Raw genomic sequence first — 23,053 nt, 5'->3', positions numbered from 1 at the left:
TCCAGCCAGTGGGGTTTTGATCATTGCATTGGCGGGAGAAGTGGCTTGTGAATACGCGGATGGCGGGTCTGAGTCGCCTGATAATTCATTCGAACCGAACCGGCCTCTTTTGCTTTGCTGAAGCGCCGGGTTTCAGTTGTACTCTCTTCTCGCCGCCGATCCGTCGCGGACCGGCTCAATTCAGGCGTTATAGTAATATCTAGGCCTGCGAGGTTCTTATGAAGATGACCCGTCTCATCCCGATGTTGCCGGTCAGAAGCATGCCTGCGAGCGTCGAGTTCTATCAGAAGCTCGGTTTCAGCGTTGAGCAGAGAAACGACGATTGGCGTTGGGCGATGTTGTGCTTTGGCGAGTGCCGTCTGATGGTGGACCAGTCGATCAACGTCCATCCGGAGATTCCCCGCACCTCCGTTCTCTATTTGTATCCGGACGATATTGGCGAGTACCACGGGCAATTGCGCAAGAATGGGTTGGATATTCCCGAGTTGGAGGTATCGTTCTATGGCATGAAGGAATTCCGCTTCGATGATCCGGATGGAAATCGGTTGTGGATCGGGCAGAGCACTTCGGCGAGCACGTAATGCATTATGGAAGTTGATCGTGGTTGGATTCGGGTAATGACGTCAGACGACTCATTACCGAGTAGGGCGCTTCAATTCATATTTTTGGGGAGAAAATGAAGTATGGGCGGCTTAAGTATTTGGCATTTGATAATTCTTCTTGTGATGATCGCGATCCTGGCCATTACTGTTGGCGTCATCTGGTTCGCGACACGTTATTTCCACAGGCGATCGGCCGCTCGAACGCCGTCTGCATTGTCCCAAACCATCCCAGCGCCGACTCCCTCAACAACCGAGTCTCGGTTGCGGCATCTGGCCGATCTGAGATCCAAGGGATTGATTACGGATTCCGAGTACGAGCAGCAACGCTCCGCGATCCTAAAAGGTATTTAGCCGGCGCGAATTCATAAGGCCGGAACCGTCCACAGGTCCGCCTCCCTCCCGCGTTACCCGCCATGAAAGTGCTCGCTACGCTCAAAGCCCAAGCCAAGCAGCTGAAGCGGCTCACGCTTACCGTATATTTCGCGGCCCGCGATCCGCGAACGCCGTTTCTGGTCAGGATTTTGGCGGTATTGGTTGCGGCATACGCGCTCAGCCCCATCGACTTGATTCCGGATTTCATACCGGTCATCGGCTATCTCGACGATCTTCTGCTAATTCCTCTGGGCCTGGCCTTGGTGGTGCGACTCACGCCGCCTGAGGTGATTGAAGCGGCGCGGGCGCGGGCGGAACAAGCCTCGATCAAACCAGTGAGCTATTCCGCAGCCGCGGTCATCATTGGCGTATGGCTTATTATTGCGTGGCTCTTCGCACGCTGGGCGCTTGACCTGACACATAAAGGAAATACATGAATCACCTGCAGACCTTGACCCGCTACAAGGCCTGGGCCGATGAATTGTTCCTCTCGACGGTTGCCCAGCTGCCCGAGAAGGAGCTGATCGCGCCGCGGCCGATCCTATTCGGCAACATCGTTCGCACGCTTCATCACTCCTATGCGATGGACCGGGTATGGCAGGCTCATTTGCTCGGAGAAGCGCATGGGTATACGACGCGCAATCCGGATGAGCACCCGGCATTCGAGGAACTAAGGAAGAATCAACTCGCCATGGATGCCTGGTATGTCGGTTACGCCGACTCTCTGGGTATCGATCAGCGGGAGGAGATCGTCGACTTCGAGTTCATTGGCGGCGGCAACGGCTCGATGTCGCGCAACGATATTCTGCTGCATGTGGTCAACCACACGACCTATCATCGGGGTCACGTGGCGGACATGCTCTATCATCTGTCCGTCTTTCCACCAACCACCGATCTTCCTGTGTTCCTGAGAGAGATCGCCAACAGAACCTGATGCATCCTCCAGCGATCGTCGGGTGCGAAGTACCACCACGCATTGGGGCAAAACCATGAATATTCTGGCGGTGTTGGTCGCTGCGGTTTCCAGCTTCCTGTTGGGCGGCTTGTGGTATTCCCCGGTGCTGTTCGGGCGCCTCTGGAGTGCCGAGAACGGCAGCGTCAAACAATCGGGTCATCCGGCCAAGGTCTTTGGGGTGGCTTTCCTCTTTTCTCTGGTTGCGGCCACCTGTTTCGCCACCTGGCTGGGAAGCGCTCCGCCTCTTGAGGTCGCGCTCAAGGCGGGCGCCCTGGCGGGCGTTGGTTTTGTGGCAGCCAGTTTCGGTATCAACTACCAGTTCGCCCAGCGCTCGTTCAAGCTCTGGCTCATAGACGGCGGCTACCACACCCTCCAGTTCGTTCTGTTCGGGCTCATTCTGGGTCTGTGGCATTGAGGCTTGTCTTCCCCCTTTGCAAAGGGGGCAAAAGCAAATCAATGCGGACTAGCGCTCCGAATGCCCAGTCTCATCGTAGCTGCGACGCGTGAACAGATCCGGCTGGATCAGCTCGATGAAGGCGCGGGCCTGCGGCGAAAGATACTTTCCTTTGCGCACCACCACGCCATAACTACGGGCGGGGAACCATTGGCTTAGCGAGCGCGCGGCCAGGCGGTCGCGGTCGGCGTCGGTCAGGCAGATCGAAGTGATGATGGAAATGCCCATGCCCATAGCCACGTACTGCTTGATCACCTCCCAGCCGCCCACTTCCAGCGCCACCGTATAGGGCACGCGGTTTTGCTGGAACACCAGGTCGACCAGGCGATAGGTCACCAGTCTTTTCGGCGGCAGGATCAATCCGTAGGGCGACAGATCCTCCAGCTTCAGCGTGCGCTGCTTGATCAGCGGATGATCGGGCGGGGCGATGAGCAGGGGCTCGAAACGGTAGACCGGCTCATAGCTAAGATCTTGCGGTACATCCAGCATCGAGCCCACGGCCAGATCCACCGCGTCGGACCGCAGTAGGTCGGTGCCGTCCGCGCTGACCGCGTTGTGCAGGGTCAGGCGCACGTCGGGATGCTGGCTGCGGAAGTGCTCCACGATCTTGGGCAGCAGATAGAGGATCGTCGAACTGTTGGCGGCGATGTTGAGTTCGCCCGCATCCAGGCCGCGGACTTTTTCGCGGAAGGTGCTGCCCAGCCCATCCAGGCTTTCGACCAGCGGCTGGGCCAGTTCGTACAGCAGTTGGCCTTCGCGGGTAGGGGTCAGGCGTCTACCGCTGCGTTCGAACAACCCCACCCCCAGCTCGCGCTCCAGCGCCTGCAATTGCAGGGTGATGGCCGGTTGGCTCACATACAAAGCCTCCGAAGCGCGCGAAACCGAGCCCAAACGCACAGTCTGGCAGAAAGCCCGCAAGGGCTTAAGCCGGTCCGATTTGTAAGGAAATCGGGGGGTTGCGACAGGCTTGTCAGGCATTGCGATGCACCATATAAGCTGAGCTTATTAATTGCATTGATAAAACTGTGTTGTCAAATAGATAGTGCGGGAGCACGGTACGGGCCCAGCTTGAGAACACCAGGAGCCCGTCATGTCCGCAGTACTCGCCCACTCCGCCCACGGCCCCAATGGGGTCGAAGTGACGGCCAGCGCCCCCGGGCAGGACGCCTTGCTCACGCCGGCCGCCCAGGAACTGCTGGCCTCGCTGCACCGCTTGATCGAACCCCAGCGCCAGGCCCGCCTGGCCGCTCGCATCGAACGCCAGGCTTTCTTCGACGCTGGGGGCCTGCCGGATTTCCGCAAGGACACCCGCGGTATCCGGGAAGGCGAGTGGAAGGTCGCCGCCTTGCCGGCCGCCCTGCAGGATCGTCGCGTGGAGATCACCGGCCCGGTCGATCCCAAGATGGTCATCAATGCGCTGAACTCGGGCGCCAAGGTGTTCATGGCCGACTTCGAGGACTCCACCTCGCCGACCTGGGCCAACCTGATCGCCGGCCAGCAGTCGCTGATCGGCGCCGTGGCTGGCACCCTGCAGTTCACGGCACCCGCTTCCAATGGCGTTCCCGGCAAGCAGTACGCCCTGAAGCCGTTCGAGGAACAGGCCGTGCTGATCGTGCGTCCGCGCGGCTGGCATCTGGATGAGAAGCACGTGTCGATCGACGGCACGCCGATCGCTGGCGGTCTGTTCGACCTGGCTTTGTTCGCCTTTCATAACGCGAAGCTTCTGGCCGCGAAGGATCGCGGCCCCTATTTTTACCTGCCCAAGCTGCAATCGATGGAAGAAGCGGCGCTGTGGGAAAGCGCGCTATCGCATATCGAAGCCGCGCTGGGTCTGCCGCAGGGCCAGATGAAGGTGACGGTGCTGATCGAAACGCTGCCGGCGGTGTTCGAAATGCATGAAATCCTGCATGCGCTGCGCGGCCGCATTGTCGGCCTGAACTGCGGACGTTGGGATTACATCTTTTCGTATCTGAAGACCTTCCGCCGCCACCGCGACAAGGTGCTGCCCGAGCGCGGCCAGGTCACCATGACCCAGCCTTTCCTCAAAGCCTATTCGGAACTGCTGATCCAGACCTGTCACCAGCGCGGCGCGCACGCAATGGGCGGCATGGCCGCGCAGATTCCGATCAGCGGCGACGAAGCGGCCAACGAGCAGGCGATGGCTCGCGTGCGTGCCGACAAACTGCGCGAAGTCACCGCCGGCCACGACGGCACCTGGGTCGCCCACCCGGCGCTGATCCCCATCGCACGCGGCATCTTCGACGAACACATGCCGGCATCGAATCAGCATGGCGTGCTGCGCGAAGACGTCAAGGTAAGCCGCGACGACCTAATCAAGCCTTCGCTGGGCACCATCACCACCGCCGGGTTCGAGGGCAGCGTGGAAGTGTGCGTGCGCTACCTGGCCGCGTGGCTGGACGGCAACGGCTGCGTACCCATCCACTGGCTGATGGAAGACGCCGCCACCGCGGAGATCTCCCGCACGCAACTGTGGCAATGGCTGCATTCGGAAAATCTGCATCTTGCCGACGGAACCCTGATCGATTTCGCCTTGCTGGAGCGCGCGCTGCTGAACCTGCCGGCGCGACTGGGCGACACCGATGCGCTGCCGGGCGGCAAGCGCATCGCCGAAGCCATCGCTTTACTGGACAAGCTCAGCCATGACGACGAACTGGCCGAATTCCTGACCTTGCCCGCGTACGAACGTCTCGCTTGATCGATCCCGCATTCCACCAATGCCTCCTTACCCTCGGAAGAGAACGACCATGAGCAATCTGCAGACCGCCGAACAGATCCAGACCGACTGGGACACCAATCCACGCTGGGCCGGCATTACCCGCAACTACACTGCCGCCGATGTGGTGCGCCTGCGCGGCACCGTGCATGTGGAGCATTCCATCGCCCGCCTTGGCGCCGAAAAGCTGTGGGGCTATCTGCAAAAGGAAGACTTCGTCAATGCACTAGGCGCGCTCACCGGCAACCAGGCCATGCAGCAGGTCAAGGCCGGTCTGAAAGCCATCTACCTATCGGGCTGGCAGGTCGCCGCCGACGCCAACCTGGCCGGGCAGATGTATCCGGACCAGTCGCTGTACCCGGCCGATTCGGTACCGGCGGTGGTCAAGCGCATCAACAACACCTTGCTGCGCGCCGACCAGCTGAACCATGCCGAGGGGGACGACAGCGTCGATTATCTGCAGCCCATCGTGGCCGATGCCGAAGCCGGCTTCGGTGGCGTGCTCAATGCGTTCGAGCTGATGAAGGCGATGATCGAAGCCGGCGCCGCCGGCGTGCATTTCGAGGACCAGCTGGCCAGCGTGAAGAAGTGCGGCCATATGGGCGGCAAGGTGCTGGTGCCGACGCGCGAGGCCATCGAGAAATTGAATGCCGCGCGCCTGGCCGCCGATGTGATGGGCGTGCCGACCCTGCTGGTCGCGCGCACCGACGCCGAAGCCGCCGACCTGCTGACCAGCGATATCGACGCCAACGACAAGGCCTTCGTCACTGGCGAACGCACGGTCGAGGGCTTCTATAAGACCCGCAACGGTCTGGACCAGGCCATCAGCCGCGGCTTGGCCTACGCGCCCTATGCCGACCTGGTGTGGTGCGAGACTGGCAAGCCGGATCTGGAATTCGCCAGGAAATTCGCCGAGGCCATCCACGCCAAGTTCCCGGGCAAGCTGCTGGCCTACAACTGTTCCCCCAGCTTCAACTGGAAGAAGAACCTGGACGACGCCACCATCGCCAAGTTCCAGACGGAAATCGCCAGCTATGGCTACAAGTTCCAGTTCATCACCCTGGCTGGCTTCCACGCCCTGAACTACTCCATGTTCAACCTGGCCCATGGCTATGCCCGCCGCCAGATGAGCGCCTTTGTCGAGCTGCAGGAGGCCGAATTCGCCGCTGCCGACCGCGGCTTCACCGCGGTCAAGCACCAGCGCGAGGTAGGCACGGGTTATTTCGATGCGGTGACCCAGGCCATCCAGCAGGGCCAGTCCTCGACCACGGCATTGAAGGGTTCGACCGAGGAGGAACAGTTCCACGGTGAGAAGGCGGCCTGAGACCGGAAAGCACCGCCCTTTACGTTACCGGGCGGCAGACCGGATAACCGGTCTGCTGGCGGTGCTTTAGGGGCGCTTTCTGGTGATATCCTCCGGGTTCGCGAATTGGGGCGTGAGATGAACCCGGAGACCGCAGCGTTGGTCGCTGGCTACCCGCCAGTGCATCCGGCCGCAGAGGAACTGCCCAACGATCCGACCACTGCAGTGCTGTCGGCGGAAGAGTGCGAGCTTTTTGCGCAGATCGGCCGCGTGCGTCCGGTGACCGTGGGCGAGCGGCTGTTCGCCCGCGGCGAGCTGGGCACCACCATGTTCGTGATCCTGCAGGGCGGGGTGGCGCTGGACTTCGGCGAAGACCTCAATGAAAAACATCTCGGCGCACGCGAATTCTTCGGCGAGTTGGGATTGCTGATCGGAGATCACGCGCGTACCGCTTCGGCTACGGTCATTGCCGAGGGCGTACTGCTGGAATTGCAGAGCCGGGAATTCCAGGTGCTGGTCGATCGCAATGCCGGGCTGGTTTCGCACTTCCTGCGCCGCGCCATCATGCGCGTGGTGTCCAACGAGCAGGGCCTGATCCATCGTTTGCGCCGCCGCAATCAGGAACTGCAGGCTGCGCTCGACAGCCTGCGGGTTACCTCCCACCGCCTGGATAAGAGCGAAGAGCTCAACCGTACCGACGAACTGACTTCGTTGTACAACCGCCGCGGCCTGGCCATGTTCCTCGAGCAAGGTCGCAACAATGGCGGCTATCACGACTACGGGTTGTTGTTGATCGACTGCGACCGTTTCAAGGATGTCAACGACATGCACGGGCATTTGCTCGGCGATCGTGTCCTGCAAAGCGTGGCCAACATCCTGCGCTCGCTGTCCGCTTCGCAGGATTTCGCGTGCCGGCTGGGCGGCGACGAATTTTGCCTGCTGCTCAAGGCCCACAATCGCGAAGAGATGCTCCGTTATGCCGATTTCGTGGTCAGTACCGCGCGCGCGCTGCAGCAGATGCAACCCTCGCCGCCGCTGATCACCACGCTGAGCGTCGGCGCCTGCCTGATCGACCCCAGCCGCGATTGGAACGACTGGTATGCGCAAGCCGACCAGGCGCTGTATCGCGCCAAGAGCGTCGGCGGCGACCGCGTCGAGTGGCAGGACTGAAGGTGGAGTCCTGACGGGATGAACGATATCGGCCGTCTCCCTCTCGAAGGTCCGCAACTGCGGACATTGCTATTGACCGATCTGGTCGATTCCACGGGGCTGGTGGAACGTCTGGGCGACACGCCGGCTTCGGAACTGTTCCGCGAACACGATCGCCTGGTACTGAAGCTGCAGCAGGAATGGCGCGGGCGCCTGATCGATCGTTCCGATGGCTTGCTGCTGCTGTTCGAACGTCCCATCGACGGCCTGGGTTTCGCGCTGGACTACACGCGCGGCCTGCGTGAGCTTGGTAAGGCGCGCGATCTGCAGTTGCAGGCGCGCGCCGGCCTGCATGTGGGCGAAGTGCTGACCTGGAAGAACAGCGATGCGGCGGTGCTTGTCGGGGCCAAGCCGCTGGAAGTGGAAGGCCTGGCCAAGCCGATGGCTGCGCGCCTGATGACCTTGGCGCGCCCTGGCCAGATTCTGCTCTCGGCCGTGGCCGAATCGCTGACCCATCGCGCTGCGCGCGAGCTGGGCGAACGTGGGCAGAACCTGCTGTGGAAGTCCTACGGGCGCTGGCGGTTCAAAGGGGTGCCGGAAGCGCAGGAAATCTACGAAGTGGGCGAAGTGGGCATCGCGCCGTTGCGCTCGCCGTCCAGCATCGCTAAGGCTTGGCGCGATACGCCGTTGTGGCGGCGGCCCGCGGCGCTGGCGGTGGAAATTCTGCTGATTATCGGTGTTGGCGTGGGCGTGTGGTTCGTCACCAAGCCGCAACCGGCCATCGCCTTCGCCGAACGCGACTGGGTGGTGGTGGGCGATCTGCGCAATCTGACCGGCGAAAAGGTGCTGGACGATTCGCTGTCGCAGGCGTTCCGTATCAGCTTGGAACAGTCGCGTTACGTGAACGTACTGAGCGACATGAAGGCACGCGACACCTTGGCGCGCATGCAGCGCCGACCGGGGACGTTGCTGGATCGCGCGGTGGCGTCGGAGATCGCTCTGCGCGACGGTGTGCGTGCGGTGATCCTGCCGACGGTGTCGGAGGTGGGTGGGCGTGTGCGGGTTAGCGCTGAGGTGATCGATCCAACCACGCAGACGACCGTGTATGCCGAATCAGCGGACGGCGTGGGGGCCGGAACAGCACTGGATTCGATCGATACGGTCACCGCCAAACTGCGGGGCAAACTGGGAGAGGCGCTGGCCTCGATCGAAAAGGATTCGGAGCCATTGCCGCAAGTGACCACGAAGAATCTAGATGCGTTGCGGGCCTACGCGTTAGGGCAGAAATCTTACGCACGCAGCCGCTATGAAGAGGCGCAGGGCTTTTATGCGCGAGCGACGAAGCTCGATCCCAAGTTCGCGTTGGCCTACGTGGGCCAACTACGCGCGCGTAACGCGCTCAGCGATCTAAATGGGGGCGCGCAGTTTTTGAACGCAGCACTTGAGTTGCGTGAAAGCCTGCCGCCTCGGGATCAGATGTACCTGGAAGCGTGGGCGGCCGAAGTCGAGGCTCCCGGACAGGCGTTGGAGAAGTGGCGCCAGATGGCGAGCATGTATCCTGATTCCTTCAGCGCTTCGGCGAACGTTGGATACGGCCTCCACACGCGCAATCGTTTCAACGAAGGCATGGTCTTCGCAAAACGAGCGGCGTCTCCCAAGTACGAATTCGCGACCTTGTCCTGGGATTTGGTTGGACGGCTGGCATTGGGTATGGAACGCTTCGACGAAGCGCAGCAGGCGTTCCTGAAAGCGGACGCTGCGAAGGGAACATCCGCGGCATTGCGGCTGGCCGATACGTATGCGGCTCAACGGCAATTCGCGGCTGCTGAAAAGGCTTTGCGCCCTACAGTCAGCACGTCCAGCATTCCGTTTGACTCCATCAGTATCCAGTTGGATCAGGGCAACTGGAACGAAGCGCGAAAACAGGCCAATGAATTGCAGTTGTCAGCCCCGACGAATTCGTTGCGCGCGCGCGCGTCCATGTACCCACTGGCCGTCGTGGAATGGATACAGGGCGATAAAGAATCGTCATTGAATACCCTGAACCAGATCGTCGACAGGTCCATTGCCGCGGCTCTCGAATCAAAGGGCAGGTCCGATGCAGTGGACGATACGTATATAGCGATATCGGCTGGCATTCTGGCTCAGCGTCTGGGCGACCGCCGCTTGCCTGGGCGGGTCATGCAGAAGCTCAAAGGTAGGGATGATCTACTGCTGGCCGAGTTGACGCGCCCTTTGTATGCCGTCCTGGAAGCGAATGACCTGCGCATGGCAGGTCGAGCAGAGAATGCCATTGCCCGGCTCCAGGCCTCATCCAATGGCAACGAGCCTTTCCAAGTACACGTGGCGCTGCTTGAGGCTTACAAAGCCCTCGGCAAGAACGAGAATGCGTTAATCGAGGCGAACTGGCTCACCAATCATCGCGGGCGTGCCTACAGCGAGCTTGGATGTGGCTGGTGCCAGCAAGCGCTGAACGTGACGGATACCACGCTCGGACACTTGCTGGCAGCAGAGTTGTTGACTTCAGAAGGCCGCAGCGTGGACGCACATGCCGAATTGCAGAAATTCGACCGGCAATGGCAGCCCAACCGCCTTCCGGATCACTTGCGGGTGCGCCGCGCTGCCGTGCTGGCGACGTTCAAGTGAATCGGGCTCTGCATCATTCCGGCCATTAGTAGCTCCAGCATGGCCTCGCGCGCTTGGATGATGGCCGCCTTCGGTGCGATGCTTTGCACTTTGGCGCATCCACATAGGTGTTCGAAACGGGCGGCAGCCTCTGCATCGCCCTTTGGCAGCTTGTAACCTGCCTGTATCAAAGCGGCCTTCGGGTCCTTCTTGAACAGCCGGCGAAACTCGTTGTCCGTGCTCAGCTTGTCCAGCAGCTTGCCCGCGACCTTAGGATCCAGAGGCGCGGCCTTCCCCGACGCGCCCGTCTTCTTAGTTGCCATGTTGTCCCCAGTGGAAGGCCTCGAAACGGGCCTCTTGCGCGACAATCTAGCCTTGTCCGTGTTGCTAAACAACCGTAGGGTTGCGCGTCCATGTCGAAACAGGGGAAGGCACCATGAAGGTGCGGCGTTGCAAAGTGCTGTATCTGGAGCCGCGGGAAGAGGTGGGCTTCGACCTGGAAATGCTGCTGGCCGGCGGCAACGGACTGCGCCGCGAGCTGAGTTGGATAGCGCTGGCACCGCATCTGGGCGGAGAAATCAGGGTGGATACCGCCGAATGCGAGCTGCTGGGTGCTTTGAGTCCTGATGAATGGATCGACAGCCGCACGCTGGCCGGCCAGGGGGCATTGAACACCCTGCTGAAGAAGGGCCTGGTAGTCGGCGCCGGCAAACGCCACGCCGTCCATCGCCAATGCGACGAGGCCTTGCGCGGCGTGTACTGGCATCCGCTAGCCGCAACTTTGCATGCCTTCACCCGCTGGCAGGAAGCCGACGCCGTGCAGGCGATGCAGGACACGGGCACCGAGACCGCGGGTGAACTGCGCCAAGTTCTAGGCGCGCCCCCGGTCGAAGCGATGGGCCGCGGCGACGAAAACCAGCGCATCCCGCTGCCGCGGACCGCTCGCACCGACTTCGACCACTTGCTCGCGCGCCGCGCCACCTGCCGCAATTTCGATGCCGACCGGCCGTTGCCCTACGCCTTGTTCGCACAACTCATCGAGCGCGTATTTTCCGCGCAATCGCACGTACGGGTCAGCGACGACACCGTCTTCCTCAAGAAAACCAGCCCTTCCGGCGGCGGCCTGCATCCGGTCGAGGCGTATCTGCTTGTGCAGAACGTCGAAGGCCTTGCACCTGGCCTCTATCACTACCACTCCACCACCCACGCCCTGGAACCGTTGCCCTTACCCGACCAACCCTTGCACGAGCTGGCCATGCAGGCCGTCGCCCAGCAGGACTGGTTCGCCAACGCCCACGTCATGGTGTTGATGGCGCCGCGCTACGACCGCTCTTTCTGGAAATACCGCAACCACGCCAAGGCTTATCGCGCCATTACTCTGGAAGCAGGCCACCTATCGCAGACCCTGTACCTGTCGGCCACCGAAGCCGGCCTGGGCGCCTATATCACCTGCGCCATCAACGAAGTGCCGTTGGAACAGGTATTCGGCTTGAATCCCATCAGCGAAGGAGCGCTGGCGATCTGCGGCTTCGGCTGGCGTGGCGAGGAGATGGTGACGATGGAACTGGATCCGGCGGGCGAGGTGTGGCGCATGGAAGGTTCCGCCTAAGCACCCTCTTTGTAGAGCCGGGCAAGCCCGGCCCCATAGGAAGTGGAGAGGTCGCTATTTTCGTGACACAGGCCATGCGATCACCCTCAGTCGTCATTCCCGCCTACGCGGGGATGACGAGGAGAAGTAGTGCGGCGGGGGAATTACTACTTCTTGATTTCCTGCTTGTGCGTCTTCAACGCCTCCACCAGTCCCGGTACGCCGTCCGCGCCGGTTGGCACACTGATGCTGGAACCTTCGAAATCGTTGCCGATCGGTTCCGCACGCCCACCCAGGCACTGGCCGAGAAAGCCTTCCGCGACCGCATTGAAGGCTTTGCTATTGGCCGGCCGGGCGAAGCCATGGCCTTCGTCGGGGAACAACACGTAGGTGACCGGGATATTCTTGGCCTTCATCGCATTGACGATCTGGTCGGCCTCGGCCTGCTTCACGCGCGGGTCGTTGGCACCTTGGCCGATCAGCAGCGGTTTGGTGATCTTATCGGCGCGGGTCAATGGCGAACGTTCCACCAGCCATTTCTTGCCGTCCTCGGTACGCGGATCGCCCATGCGTTTGGCCAGTTGCTCGTAGAAGCTGGCCCAGTACGCAGGCACCGTGCTCAGCAGCGTGTTGAGATTGGACGGACCCACGATGTCCACACCGCACTTGAACGCATCCGGCGTGAAGGTGACACCGACCAACGTGGCGTAGCCGCCATAGCTGCCGCCCATGATGGCGACCTGGTCCGGCGTAGTGACGCCTTCCTTCACCGCCCACTGCACCGCGTCCAGCAGATCGTCATGCATCTTCGCCGCCCATTCGCCGTTGCCGGCGTTGGTGAACGCCTTGCCGAAGCCGGTGGAGCCGCGATAGTTCACCTGCAGCACCGCGTAGCCGCGATTAGCCAGCCATTGCGGGGTGCCGCTGTAACCGTAGCCGTCACGCGCCCACGGACCGCCGTGCACCATCAGCACCATCGGCACCGCGGCATCGGCCTTGCCATCGCTGTTGGCGTCGGCGCTCTTGGGCAGAGTCAGGTAACTGATCAAGGTCAGGCCGTCGCGCGATTTGATTTCCTGAGGCCATTGCGGAACCAGCGGCTTGCCGTCCAGCGCCGGACGCGCGGAGAACAGCTTGGTCAGCTTGCCGGCGCCGCCACGGTCGTAGCGGTAATACACGACCGGCGCTTCCGCCGCCGAATACGTCACGATCCAGGTCTTGTCGTCGTAGGTGCGGGCGTTGACGCCAATTTCGCCCGGACCGATCGCTTCCAATTTCTCCAGATCGGCGGCGATGCCGGCGTCCAGCGGCGACCACTGCTCGCGCAAATAATCGACCGCCACCGCCTGTACCACGCCGGTCTGCGGGTCGGACAGCGAATTGCCCACATCGGCGCGTTTGTCCTCGAACACCAGGGTCTTCTTGTCGCTGGCGACATCGATGGCGTACAGCGCTGCGGTGTTGCGGCCGCGCGAGTCGACCATGTACAGGGTCTTGCCATCGGTGGTCAGTCCGGCGGGCTGAGTGGAAAGCGAATCCTCGAACGGGATGTCGTCGTACTTCTTCCAGCCGCCCTTGCCGTCGGGCTGAAGCACGTCCTGGCCGCCGTCGGGACGCGACTTGGTCGCGTAGCGAAGGTTGTAATCATCATCGACCAGGTAGCCGCCGATCTCGTCCTCGTTCTTTTCCACCAGCGTGCGTTTACCAGTGGCCAGGTCCACGCGATAAAGGTCGTGCCACTTGGGGTCGCGGTCGTTCATGCCGACCAGGATCGACTCCGGGTGCGCGTGACTGGTGCCGGCCACCTGCGCGGTGGTCTTCGGAAACGGGGTGAGGTCGGTAGCCTTGCCGGTGGCGACATCCACGCTGAAAAGATGGAAATCCTCGTCGCCGCCGCTGTCGCGCAGGTACAGCAGAGTGTCGGGCTGGTACGACCAGAAATAATTGCGAATACCACGCGCCTTGTCGTTGGTGACCGCACGCGCCTTGGCAGGCTCGGCGGCGGAAGCGACCCATACGTTCATCACGCCGTCTACCGGCGCCAACCAGCTGAGAGTCTTGCCGTCGGGACTGATCAGCACGCTCGAGCGTTCGGGATTGCCGAACAAGGCGTCACGCGGGATCAGCTCGGTGCCGGCGATCCGTTGCGCGGCGGTCGCCTTGTCCTGGGCCAGCGCGGTGGAAATGGAAAGCGACAGCAGCAGGACGGTGGCGGGCAACAGGAAGCGCAGGGCAGAATTATTCGACATCGGTCGGCTCTCCAAAGCGAGTGAAAAGAGGCGGACGGCGAGCATCCGGCAGGCATGGTTAAAGCGGGGTGGCGATGAGCAATACGCGGTGCAGTGGAGCATGCGGCCGCGGTCGGCGCATGTGACGCAAGGCAGGGTGCTTTTTGCCCCCTCCCTTGCGCGTAGTACAGGGGAGGGCAGAGTTACGCTGCGCTACGGGTCGCGCCGCGGTCCACGCGCCGGTAACCCAGCGCCTCGGTCAGGTGCGCCGTACCGATCTTCTGTTCGCCGGCCAGGTCGGCGATGGTGCGCGCGACCCGCAGAATGCGGTGCATGGAGCGCGCCGAGAGCTGGAGGCGCTCGATCGCGCGCTCCAGCAGAGCCTGGTCGCGATCTTCCAGACGGCAGAAAGCCATGGTTTCGGATTGCCCGAGTTGCGCATTGGCCTTGCCGGCGCGCGCGTGCTGGAGTGCGCGCGCGGCTTCCACACGTAGCCGCACCGCAAGGGTGGGTTCGCCCGTGGGCGCGTCCGGGCGCAGGTCCTGTGGCGGCAGCCGCGGTACTTCGACATGCAGATCGATACGATCCATCAGCGGGCCGGAAATTTTGGCGCGGTAACGGCGGACATTCTCCGGACTACAGCGACAGCGCCCCGACGGATCGCCAGCCCAACCGCAGGGGCAAGGATTCATCGCTGCGACCAGTTGGAAACGCGCGGGGAATTCCGAACTGCGCGCCGCGCGCGAGACGGTGACGGTGCCCGATTCCAACGGCTCGCGCAGAACTTCGAGTGCCTTGCGGTCCCATTCGGGCAACTCATCGAGAAACAGAACTCCGTTATGGCTGAGCGAAATCTCGCCGGGCCGCGGATCCGCTCCGCCGCCCACCAGGGCGACGGCGCTGGCAGTGTGGTGCGGTGAACGGTATGGGCGTTGCCGCCAGCGGGCGGGATCCAGTCCGCGTCCGCTCACCGAGGCGATTGCCGCGGTCTCCAGCGCTTCGGCCTCGCTCGCTTCAGGCAATAATCCCGGCAAGCGCGACGCGAGCAGGGTCTTGCCGCAGCCCGGGGTTCCGATAAGTAGCAGATGGTGATTTCCCGCGGCCGCCACCTCCAGCGCGCGACGCGCATGCAGTTGTCCGCGCACATCGGCCATGTCGGGAATCAGCGTTAGCTGCGGTGGCGGGGCGACGGCGATCGGCAGTTGCTTGGTGCGATTCAATGCCGCACAAACTTCCAGCAGGGTACGCGCGGTGTAGGCCTCTACTTCGCGCGCCAGCGCGGCTTCGGGACCGCTGCCGAGCGGTACGATGAGTTTGCGTCCAGCGCGCGCGGCGGCCAGTGCGGCCGGGAGAATGCCGTCAACGGTGCGCAGCTCGCCGGTCAGTCCCAGCTCACCCAGGAATTCGTACTCGCTCAACGCATTGCGGTCGATCTGGCCGCTGGCGGCAAGGATGCCGAGCGCGATAGGCAGATCGAAACGTCCGCCGTCCTTGGGCAAATCCGCAGGCGCTAGATTTACGGTGATACGGCGCGCGGGGAATTCGAACTGTGAGCAGAGGATGGCGGCGCGCACGCGATCGCGGGATTCGCGCACCGCGGCTTCGGGCAGGCCTACGATGTGGGTCAGCGGCAGGCCGCCGGACAGGTGCACTTCCACCCGTACCGGCGGCGCGGACACGCCGGCGCGTGCACGGCTGTGCACCAGCGCAAGACTCATGGCGGCGGGCGCTTAGTGTTGCGGGGTTTGCGAAGACGCGGGTGTTTCCAGCGCGGCGACTGCGCGCTCCAACGCTTCGAGCTTTTCGCGGGTGCGCAGCAGCACGGCGCGCTGCACGTCGAACTCCTCGCGCGTCACCAGGTCGAGTTTGGACAGGCCCGATTGCAGGGCGCTCTTGAAGGTCTGCTGCAGTTCTTCCTGCGATTCGCGTAGGCCGGGCGGCACCAGGTCGCTGAGGCGGCGGGCGAGGTCATCGATGGTGTTGAGGTCGATCATGTGGGGCTCTCAATTGGTATGCCATCCGGCTGTGGGACCAGCCTGAACGTATCGCCGCTACCGCGCCATCGGCTTTGTCTGCTGCGCGGCGTCAGTTTATCCCGACGCCATGTGGGACCTGCATTGAACCCGACCGCCCCACGGCTCGCAAGCGCGGCCCGCTGAACCGGGATATCCTTCGACCAGACTTCTGGAGGCAATCACGCATGAAAATGATCATGGCCATCATCAAACCGTTCAAGCTGGACGATGTGCGCGAGGCTCTGGCCGAGGCGGGCATCACCGGCATCACGGTGACCGAAGTGAAGGGCTTCGGCCGGCAGAAGGGCCATACCGAGCTGTACCGGGGCGCCGAGTACGTGGTGGATTTCCTGCCCAAGGTGAAGGTGGAAGTAGCGGTCTCCGACGATCAGGTCGACAAAGTGACGGAAGCCATCGTCAAGGCCGCGGGCACCGGCAAGATCGGGGACGGCAAAGTGTTCGTTTATGCCCTGGATCGGGTGGTGCGGATACGCACCGGCGAACTGGATTCCGACGCACTCTAGGTCGGAGGTCGAGGCTATGCCCTCGACGCGGGCGGCGTCCGGACATCGCGCTAAAGAACAAAGCCCCGCATTGCGGGGCTTTTTTGGTGGTCCGGATCGCGCAGCAGTTACTCGCCCAGCGCCTTAGCCACGAACGGCGGCGCCACCAGCGCGCCGGTGTGCAGGTGCGCGCTGTAGTACAGGGTCTCGAACGTCTTGCTGCTGGCATCGCCTTCGCGAAAGTCGAAATTGCCGCCCTTTCTGGCCAGGGTGACGCTCCACCAGCCGGTCGGGTAGCACGGCTGGGGGAACGGCAAGGTCTTGAAGGTGCTGAAGCCGGCCTTGCGCATCTCGCCGCGCATCTCGTTGATCAGGTCCAGCAGCGCCAATGGGGACTCCGACTGCTGCACCAGAATGCCGTCGTCCTTCAGCGCGCGGAAGCAGGATTCGTAGAACGCCTTGTTGAACAGGCCCTCGGCCGGGCCGACCGGATCGGTCGAATCCACGATCACCACGTCCACGCTGTCGGCCGGGCAATTGGCCATGTAGGCCACGCCATCGTCGAACAGCAGCTCGGCGCGCGGGTCGCTATTGCTATCGCACAGCTCGGGGAAATACTTCTCCGACATGCGCGTGACCTGTTCGTCGATGTCGCACTGCGTGGCGCTCTGCACGCCGGGGTGCTTGAGCACCTCGCGCAACGTGCCGCAATCGCCGCCGCCGATGATCACCACGCGCTTCGGGTCGGCGTGGGTGTACAGCGCCGGATGCGAAATCATCTCGTGGTAGAAGAAATTGTCGCGCGTGGTCAGCATCACCGCGCCGTCGATCAGCATCAGGTTGCCCCAGTCGGTGGTGCCGTAGATCTCGATCTTCTGGAACGGCGACTGCACTTCATCCAGCTTGCCGGTGGTGCGGAAGCCGATGGCCGAGCCGGTGGGCTGGAAGTGTTCGATGTACCAGGTGCTGTCGTTCGTCATCGCCAGGGCTCAACGGTCAGGGGGCGCGAATTGTACCGGATGCCGCGTTACAGCCCGGCTGCGATGGCTTAGCATCCGTCGGGAATTGTGAGGGGGATCCATCGAATGCAATCAGCGCAAGCGCGGCGACGACTTGTCGAGCGGCTGGAAAGCGAGGCCGAGCAGGCACCAGGCCGCTATTTGCTGAAACTGGCGCTGCTGGCCGCGTTGGGTTATGCGGTGCTGGCGGTGACGCTGTTGTCCACACTCGGCGCGCTGGTCTTCATGCTCTTGTATCTGCTGATGGTGCGGCCGGCGATCGACCCTTACATGATTTTCCCCATCGCCATCCTGGGCGTGGCCAGCACGGTCGTGTTGCGCGCGCTGTGGATCCGCTTCGTGCTGCCAGAAGGTCACGAACTGCAAGCAAACGAAGCGCCGGAACTTCGTGCCGAAGTGGAGCGTATTCGCAACGCGGTGGGAGCCGCGCCGCTGCACGGTATCGTCATCAATCGCGAACTCAATGCCGCCGCCGCGTTTGTTCCGCGCGGTCTGGGGCTGTGGGGACAACGGCACTATCTGATCCTGGGTCTGCCGCTGCTGCAGACGCTGGATCGGCGCGAACTGGCGGCGGTGGTCGCCCATGAATTCGGCCACTTCCATGGCGGCCACGGGGATTTCAGCGGGTGGATCTATCGGCTCCGGCTCAGCTGGCATCGGTTGCTGGAAGGCATGGCGGGCGGCGGTGTATGGGGCGGACAGTTGCTGTGGGTATTTTTCCGTTGGTACGCCCCGTACTTCGAGGCCTACAGCCAAGTGCTGGCCCGACGTCAGGAATACGCCGCCGATGCGGTCGCCATGCGGGTCGCGGGCGCCGAAGCGGCGGTAAGCGCGTTGGTGCGCATCGAGCTGGCGTCGGACTGGATGCAGGGCGAGTTCTGGCCCGAAGTCCGGAAGTTGGTGCGCGGGCAGTCCTATCCGCCGATCGCCGTCCACACGCAGCTGGCGAAAAAACTCCCGCAGGAACTGCGCCGGGACGCGCGGTTGTCCGCAGGCGTACTGGTGCGGCAGCACGCGCCGGAGGACACCCATCCGACTCTGCTCAAGCGCGCAGCGGCCATGCAAGTCGAGCCGCGGCAATTCAGCGGCGATGCGATCCCTGCTTCAACCTTACTAGGCGAGCTCGACGCGCGCCTGCAGCAGCGTTTCAGCCTGGAATGGCGCAAAGAGGAAGAACCCGACTGGAAGCTGCGCTATCAGCAAGCGCAGCGCGAACGCGCACGCCTGGCCGAACTCGAAGCTCATCCCACGCATACTCCGGGCGAGGCCGTGGAACTGGCCTGCCTGGCCGAAGACTACCAGCCCGGCGTCGACGCCTTGCCGCTGTATCAGGCAGCGCTGCTGCGCGCGCCGTCCCATGGCAGTGGTCACTTCCGACTGGGCGCGTTGCTGCTCAAGCGCGACCGACAGGAAGAAGGCCTGCAGCATCTGCAACGGGCGATGGAACTGGAGCCGACGCTGATCGATCCAGCCTTACGCGTGCTCGATGTGCATGCGCGTGGACAACCGCAGCAATCGCCCCTGCACTCCACCCTAGAAAGCCTGCACACGCGCTATGCGGCCAATGCCGGGCAAACGCAAAACCGCGACACCGAAGCGCTGCAGCCGCATGCGCTGGACGCCGGACAGTTGCGCGTACTGGCGCGGACCCTGCGCGGCCACGACAAGATCCGCCAGGCCTGGGTGGTGCGCCGGCCGCTCTCCGGCTTGGAGGTGCTGCCGCATTACCTGGTGCTGCTGGACTGGGCCGGCTCGGTGGCCAGCGAACGTGGCGCCTTGCCGCACATCGCTTCGCAGCTGCAGTTGCCGGGCAGCTGCTCCGTGCTCAGCGCTTCCAGCGATGCCGAACAGGCGCGTGCGATCCGCAGCAGCGCGGACAAGCCCGCCTACCAGCGGCCGTAACCGGAGCGGCACAACGACGGCGTTAGAATGCGCGTCCGTTTTCTCCGACAGAGCCTGCCCCATGTCCACCTGGTCCCTAGACCAAGCCCGCAAGACCTATTCCATCCCGCATTGGGCGGAAGGGTATTTCGACGTGGATGCAGCGGGCCATGTGGTGGTCAGTCCCAAAGGCGCAGAAGGTCCGTCGATCTCGCTGCCCGAAGTGGTGGACACCGCACGCGCCAACGGCGCACGCATGCCGCTGCTGGTGCGCTTCCCCGACATCCTGGGCGACCGCCTAGGCAAGCTGCAGGCTGCGTTCGGTCAGGCCATGCAGGAGTGGGAGTACGCGGGCGGCTATACGGCCGTGTATCCGATTAAGGTCAACCAGCATCGTGGCGTCGCCGGCACGCTGGCCTCGCACAGCGGCGAAGGCTTCGGCCTGGAAGCGGGCAGCAAGCCGGAGCTGATGGCGGTGCTGGCGCTGTCGCGGCCGGGCGGGCTGATCGTCTGCAACGGCTACAAGGATCGCGAATACGTCCGCCTAGCCCTGATCGGCCGCAAACTGGGCCTGCAGACCTTCATCGTCATCGAGAAGCCGTCGGAATTGGCACTGGTGATCGAGGAGGCGAAGGCGCTGAAGGTGAAGCCCGGTCTGGGCGTGCGCATGCGTCTGGCCTCGCTGGGCGCCGGCAAATGGCAGAACAGCGGCGGCGACAAGGCTAAGTTCGGCCTCAGCCCGCGCCAGGTGCTGGACCTGTGGAAGGAATTGCGCGACAACGGCCTGCAGGAGTCGCTAGGCCTGCTGCATTTCCACATGGGCTCGCAGATTTCCAACGTGCGCGACATCGCCAACGGCATGCGCGAGGCCACGCGCTATTTCGTCGAACTGTCGAAGCTGGGCGCCAAGATCAGCCATGTCGACGTCGGCGGCGGCCTGGGCATCGACTACGAAGGCACGCGTTCGCGCAGCTATTGCTCGATCAATTACGGCTTGAACCAGTACGCTTCCAATATCGTGCAGCCGCTGGCCGAAGCCTGCGAGGAACACAAGCTGGCGCCGCCGCGCATCGTCACCGAATGCGGCCGCGCGATGACCGCTCACCATGCGGTGCTGATCGCCAACGTATCGGAAGTGGAACAGGCGCCGGAAGGCCGCGTGCCGCCGTCGCATGCCGACGAGCCGGCGGTGATCCGCCACCTGCGCGAGATCCACGACGAACTGGATTCGCGCCCGGCCGTCGAACTCTTCCACGACGCCCAACACCACCACAGCGAAGGCCTGTCGCTGTACGCGCTGGGCCAGATCGATCTGACCCATCGCGCGCGCATCGACGACTTGTTCTACGCCATCGCTCACGCGGTGCGCGCGCGCCTGAGCAGCGACGAGCGTAACCACCGCGACCTGCTGGACGAGCTCAACGAACGCCTGGTCGACAAATACTTCGTCAACTTCAGCGTGTTCGAATCGATCCCCGATGTGTGGGCCATCGACCAGGTGTTCCCGATCCTGCCGATCGAGCGCCTGAACGAAGCGCCGCTGCGCCGTGGCGTGATCGCCGACATGACCTGCGATTCGGACGGCATGGTCAAGACCTATGTGGAGAACGAAGGCCTGGATTCCTCGCTACCGCTGCATGCTTTGAACCACGGCGAAAGCTATCGCCTGGGTTTCTTCCTGGTCGGCGCCTACCAGGAGATCCTGGGCGACATCCACAACCTGTTCGGCGATACCGATACGGTGGAAGTGAAGCGCGACGGTGCCGGTTTCAGCATCAGCCAACAGCGTAGCGGCGACACCACGGATGTGATGCTGGATTACGTGGGCTATGGGCTGGCCGATCTGCGTGCGGCGTATGCGGAGCGGGTGGCGAAGGCGGAGTTGCCGGCGGAAGAATCGAAGTTGCTAGCCGATGCGCTGGAAGCGGGACTCACCGGATACACGTATTTGTCGGATGAGCCTTTGGGCTAGCTTTCCTTCTCCCGCCGGGAGAAGGTGCCCGAAGGGCGGATGAGGGAATGGGCCGTCAGTGCCGACGGAACAATCCCTGGCGATTAATTCTCATGCCCTCACACCCCAAGGGTGCTTCCTTCGGGGCGTCCGTCGCTGCGCGCCACCTTCTCCCGGTGGGAGAAGGGTAGAACTTACTTCCTATCCACCTGAAACCCCGCAAACGACTGCGTCACCGGCATGATCTCGAGCCGGTTGATGTTGAGGTGCGACGGCAATGTGGCGATGTAATAGAGCTGCTCGGCGATGTCCTCGGCGGTCATCGGCGTGGCGCCGCCATACATCTTGTCCGAGGCGGCCTGGTCTCCATGGGTGCGGACCAGGGTGAATTCGGTTTCGGCCATGCCGGGCTCTATCGAAGTCACGCGCACGCCCGTGCCGTGCAGATCCGAGCGCAGGCCCAGCGAAAACTGCTTCACGAAGGCCTTGCTGCCGCCATAAGTGTTGCCGCCCGGATACGGATAACTGGCGGCCACCGAACTCATGTTGATGATCACGCCTTTGCGCTCGATCAGGCCGGGCAGCAAACGATGGGTCAGCGTTACCAGCGCGGTGATGTTGGTGTCGATCATGGTGCGCCAGTCCTGCAGGCTGGCTTTCTGCGCAGGTGCGGTGCCCAGCGCCAACCCGGCGTTGTTGACCAGCACATCGACGCCGCGAAAGGCTTCCGGCAACGCCGCCAGTGAGGCTTCCAGCGCGGCTTCGTCGCGTATGTCGAATACGGCGGCATGCACCTTGTCCGCACCGAACTGGTCGACGAGGGGTTGCAGGCGCTCGGCCCGGCGGCCGGTGGCGATTACGCGCCAGCCTGCTTCGGCGAAACGTTTGACGGCGGCGGCGCCGAAGCCGGATGTGGCGCCGGTGATGAGGACGGTTCTGATCATGAGGTCTCAGCGGCAAGAGTGAGGGGAGGGGCCGCCAACTTTAATCGGTTCGGGGTTCGACAAGCTCGCTACTAACGGGATTTTCCGTATCGGTCACCAAACGAATGGAATAAGCCGTTTTGTCTGGCGTACGTACTCCGGATACTGATTGGGAAACGCGTCGGCCAGCACGCGTTCCTCGATGCGCATCCGCCAGAGGAAGGCGACCGTCACCGGCGCCAAGACCACCAATAGCGACCAGACGTTGCCCAGCGCCAGCCCGAAACCCAGGAAGGTCATCAGTGAACCGGTGTAGGAGGGGTGGCGAAGCAAGCGGTACGGTCCGTGGCGGATCAGTTCATGGCCGGGCTGGATGTTCACGTCGATAGTGAAAAAACGCGCCAGCACGCGGATCGCCCAGAAGCGCAACGCAAGGCCACCGGCCATCAGTGACAGTCCGGCCCAGAACAACGGCTGCCGGATACCGGTGTTGCCGATATGCCCCTCCGGACGATACGAGAGCCAGACGGCCAAACCGATGCATACATAAACCGTCACCAACAGCAAGCGCAGCGTGCCGCGATCGCGCATGCGCGAGCGGTCTTCGGAGCGGCGTTTCCAGCCTAGCCAGAGTTCGCTGAGCGCCCAGACCACGACCAAGGCGGCGAACAATTTTTCGGGGAGCGTGCCCACGTGCATCACGGGAAACCTGCCGAGAGTGAAAGATCCGCCGCCACGATACAGGGAGCTA

Annotated in this window: 21 protein-coding genes; 13 read left to right on the top strand and 8 right to left on the bottom strand. The window is 62.9% G+C overall.

Going from position 1 to position 23,053, the window contains the following annotated elements; all coding sequences use genetic code 11:
• Positions 1-224 precede the first annotated feature (224 nt).
• From AC1DTQ_RS05355 to AC1DTQ_RS05335, 5 genes are all read left to right on the top strand, one after another.
• On the top strand, positions 225-581 hold the full coding sequence (locus AC1DTQ_RS05355) for a VOC family protein (protein WP_477848500.1): 357 nt from the start codon (positions 225-227) through the stop codon (positions 579-581).
• A 102-nt stretch (positions 582-683) separates the two neighbouring features.
• A complete protein-coding gene (locus tag AC1DTQ_RS05350; RefSeq protein ID WP_477848499.1) occupies positions 684-953 on the top strand; it encodes an SHOCT domain-containing protein in 270 nt (89 codons plus the stop codon).
• A gap of 62 nt (positions 954-1,015) precedes the next feature.
• Positions 1,016-1,411: a YkvA family protein gene (locus AC1DTQ_RS05345; RefSeq protein WP_477848498.1), complete on the top strand. Its 396-nt coding sequence runs from the start codon at positions 1,016-1,018 to the stop codon at positions 1,409-1,411.
• Positions 1,408-1,908 (top strand): DinB family protein, encoded by a 501-nt coding sequence (locus AC1DTQ_RS05340; protein ID WP_477848497.1) that lies wholly within the window; start codon positions 1,408-1,410, stop codon positions 1,906-1,908. Before AC1DTQ_RS05345 ends, AC1DTQ_RS05340 begins: the two co-directional genes overlap by 4 nt.
• 55 nt (positions 1,909-1,963) lie before the next feature.
• On the top strand, positions 1,964-2,344 hold the full coding sequence (locus tag AC1DTQ_RS05335) for a DUF1761 domain-containing protein (RefSeq protein ID WP_477848496.1): 381 nt from the start codon (positions 1,964-1,966) through the stop codon (positions 2,342-2,344).
• 48 nt (positions 2,345-2,392) lie between these two features.
• On the opposite strand, the gene AC1DTQ_RS05330 is transcribed toward AC1DTQ_RS05335, so the two are convergent.
• Positions 2,393-3,361 (bottom strand): LysR family transcriptional regulator, encoded by a 969-nt coding sequence (locus AC1DTQ_RS05330; protein WP_477848495.1) that lies wholly within the window; start codon positions 3,359-3,361, stop codon positions 2,393-2,395.
• A 112-nt stretch (positions 3,362-3,473) separates the two neighbouring features.
• Here AC1DTQ_RS05330 and aceB point away from each other — a divergent pair, with 112 nt between their 5' ends.
• The 4 genes from aceB to AC1DTQ_RS05310 all read left to right on the top strand — a co-directional run bounded on the left by aceB (position 3,474) and on the right by AC1DTQ_RS05310 (position 10,215).
• Complete coding sequence (gene aceB / locus AC1DTQ_RS05325) at positions 3,474-5,099, top strand: malate synthase A (protein ID WP_477848494.1); 1,626 nt, start codon at positions 3,474-3,476, stop codon at positions 5,097-5,099.
• Positions 5,100-5,148: 49 nt separating this feature from the next.
• Positions 5,149-6,441 (top strand): isocitrate lyase, encoded by a 1,293-nt coding sequence (gene aceA / locus AC1DTQ_RS05320; protein ID WP_477848493.1) that lies wholly within the window; start codon positions 5,149-5,151, stop codon positions 6,439-6,441.
• Between the two features lie 117 nt (positions 6,442-6,558).
• Positions 6,559-7,590, top strand: a complete 1,032-nt coding sequence (locus AC1DTQ_RS05315) for a GGDEF domain-containing protein (RefSeq protein ID WP_477848492.1) — start codon at positions 6,559-6,561, stop codon at positions 7,588-7,590.
• A gap of 18 nt (positions 7,591-7,608) precedes the next feature.
• Positions 7,609-10,215: a putative peptide modification system cyclase gene (locus AC1DTQ_RS05310; protein ID WP_477848491.1), complete on the top strand. Its 2,607-nt coding sequence runs from the start codon at positions 7,609-7,611 to the stop codon at positions 10,213-10,215.
• On the opposite strand, the gene AC1DTQ_RS05305 is transcribed toward AC1DTQ_RS05310, so the two are convergent.
• Entirely contained in the window at positions 10,170-10,517 is a 348-nt protein-coding gene (locus AC1DTQ_RS05305) for an NHLP-related RiPP peptide (RefSeq protein WP_477848490.1), read from the bottom strand. The two genes, AC1DTQ_RS05310 and AC1DTQ_RS05305, sit on opposite strands and share 46 nt — an antisense overlap.
• A 113-nt stretch (positions 10,518-10,630) precedes the next feature.
• Here AC1DTQ_RS05305 and AC1DTQ_RS05300 point away from each other — a divergent pair, with 113 nt between their 5' ends.
• Entirely contained in the window at positions 10,631-11,803 is a 1,173-nt protein-coding gene (locus AC1DTQ_RS05300) for a putative peptide maturation dehydrogenase (protein ID WP_477848489.1), read from the top strand.
• Positions 11,804-11,949: 146 nt separating this feature from the next.
• Here AC1DTQ_RS05300 and AC1DTQ_RS05295 read toward each other — a convergent pair whose 3' ends face one another.
• From AC1DTQ_RS05295 to ubiK, 3 genes are all read right to left on the bottom strand, one after another.
• Complete coding sequence (locus AC1DTQ_RS05295; RefSeq protein ID WP_477849128.1) at positions 11,950-14,013, bottom strand: S9 family peptidase; 2,064 nt, start codon at positions 14,011-14,013, stop codon at positions 11,950-11,952.
• A gap of 200 nt (positions 14,014-14,213) precedes the next feature.
• Positions 14,214-15,728 (bottom strand): YifB family Mg chelatase-like AAA ATPase, encoded by a 1,515-nt coding sequence (locus AC1DTQ_RS05290; RefSeq protein WP_477848488.1) that lies wholly within the window; start codon positions 15,726-15,728, stop codon positions 14,214-14,216.
• Positions 15,729-15,740: 12 nt separating this feature from the next.
• Positions 15,741-16,004 carry a ubiquinone biosynthesis accessory factor UbiK gene (ubiK, locus tag AC1DTQ_RS05285; RefSeq protein ID WP_477848487.1) on the bottom strand — a complete coding sequence of 88 codons (264 nt, stop codon included), beginning with the start codon at positions 16,002-16,004 and terminating at the stop codon, positions 15,741-15,743.
• Positions 16,005-16,210: 206 nt separating this feature from the next.
• Here ubiK and AC1DTQ_RS05280 point away from each other — a divergent pair, with 206 nt between their 5' ends.
• Positions 16,211-16,549 (top strand): P-II family nitrogen regulator, encoded by a 339-nt coding sequence (locus AC1DTQ_RS05280; RefSeq protein ID WP_477848486.1) that lies wholly within the window; start codon positions 16,211-16,213, stop codon positions 16,547-16,549.
• 107 nt (positions 16,550-16,656) lie between these two features.
• Here the strand turns inward: AC1DTQ_RS05280 and speE are convergent, their stop codons facing one another.
• Complete coding sequence (speE, locus tag AC1DTQ_RS05275; protein WP_477848485.1) at positions 16,657-17,508, bottom strand: polyamine aminopropyltransferase; 852 nt, start codon at positions 17,506-17,508, stop codon at positions 16,657-16,659.
• 105 nt (positions 17,509-17,613) lie between these two features.
• Between speE and AC1DTQ_RS05270 the strand changes: the two genes are divergently transcribed.
• Together AC1DTQ_RS05270 and speA are read left to right on the top strand one after the other, a co-directional pair.
• Positions 17,614-19,449 (top strand): M48 family metallopeptidase, encoded by a 1,836-nt coding sequence (locus AC1DTQ_RS05270; protein ID WP_477848484.1) that lies wholly within the window; start codon positions 17,614-17,616, stop codon positions 19,447-19,449.
• Positions 19,450-19,510: 61 nt separating this feature from the next.
• Positions 19,511-21,400: an arginine decarboxylase gene (gene speA / locus AC1DTQ_RS05265; RefSeq protein WP_477848483.1), complete on the top strand. Its 1,890-nt coding sequence runs from the start codon at positions 19,511-19,513 to the stop codon at positions 21,398-21,400.
• Between the two features lie 173 nt (positions 21,401-21,573).
• Here speA and AC1DTQ_RS05260 read toward each other — a convergent pair whose 3' ends face one another.
• Both AC1DTQ_RS05260 and AC1DTQ_RS05255 read right to left on the bottom strand, forming a co-directional pair.
• Positions 21,574-22,323 carry an SDR family NAD(P)-dependent oxidoreductase gene (locus AC1DTQ_RS05260; protein WP_477848482.1) on the bottom strand — a complete coding sequence of 250 codons (750 nt, stop codon included), beginning with the start codon at positions 22,321-22,323 and terminating at the stop codon, positions 21,574-21,576.
• A gap of 93 nt (positions 22,324-22,416) precedes the next feature.
• The gene (locus AC1DTQ_RS05255; protein ID WP_477848481.1) at positions 22,417-23,001 is read right to left on the bottom strand and encodes a methyltransferase family protein; all 585 of its coding nucleotides are present in this window, start codon (positions 22,999-23,001) and stop codon (positions 22,417-22,419) included.
• Positions 23,002-23,053: the final 52 nt, after the last annotated feature.

The sequence above is a fragment of the Pseudoxanthomonas sp. P4_B2 genome (genome assembly GCF_056402315.1).
The sequence above is the reverse complement of the archived record's forward strand: the minus strand, read 5'-3'. Positions and strand labels throughout refer to the sequence as shown.